The sequence below is a fragment of the Pedobacter sp. 01N416 genome (assembly GCF_056399685.1).
Window position 1 is genome coordinate 1 of record NZ_JBFTRT010000992.1, and the last position, 747, is coordinate 747.

The 747-nt window shown below is 34.1% G+C and carries 1 protein-coding gene; it reads right to left on the reverse strand.

Annotation, left to right across the window (positions count from 1 at the left end):
* A partial coding sequence (locus AC1DND_RS28865; protein ID WP_477586403.1) for a sensor histidine kinase occupies positions 1–747 on the reverse strand: 747 nt, incomplete at both ends.

Genomic DNA, 747 nt, shown 5'->3' on the forward strand with positions numbered 1-747 from the left:
AGCCAAACCTATTCCGGTACCTTCAAATTCTTCTTGAGAATGTAATCGCTGAAAAACACCAAAAAGCTTATCATAATATTGCATATCAAATCCAGCTCCCTCATCTTTTACACAATAAACATTCAGCTTATCTTTTGTGTAGGAGTCTATTGTTATTGTTGTGTTTTTTTTATGGCTAGCGTACTTAATGGCATTAGAGATGAGGTTAACCCAAACTTGTTTAATTAATGATTTATCTCCTTTGGCAGCCGGTAAAGCAGCAATTTTAAAATCAGGAATATTTCCATCTCCTTCAAATAATAGCTCTTCCCTTACCGTAGAAACTAGCTCAACCATATCTATATCGGCAAAAGCCACAGATTTTCTTCCCAATTTTGAAAAAGCAAGCAGATCGTCAATCAATTCGCCCATTTTTTTGGAGTTGTTCATTACCGATTGGAGAATTTTTATGCCATCAGCATCAAATTTATCACCATAATCTTCGGCTATTATTTTAGTGTAACCATTAATTGCTCTAATTGGTGCACGTAAATCATGAGATACAGAGTAGGAGAAAGATTCTAGTTCTTTATTAACCGCTTCTAATTGGGCAGTACGTTCAATTACTTTTTGTTCCAATTCATCATTAAGCTTACGTATATTATCTTGTGCAACTTTAAGCGCTCTATTAGCAGTAAGTAACTCGTTTGCTCGTTTCTCTTTTTCTTTATTCTGAAATGCTAATTCCTTATTGGCAATATTTAATTC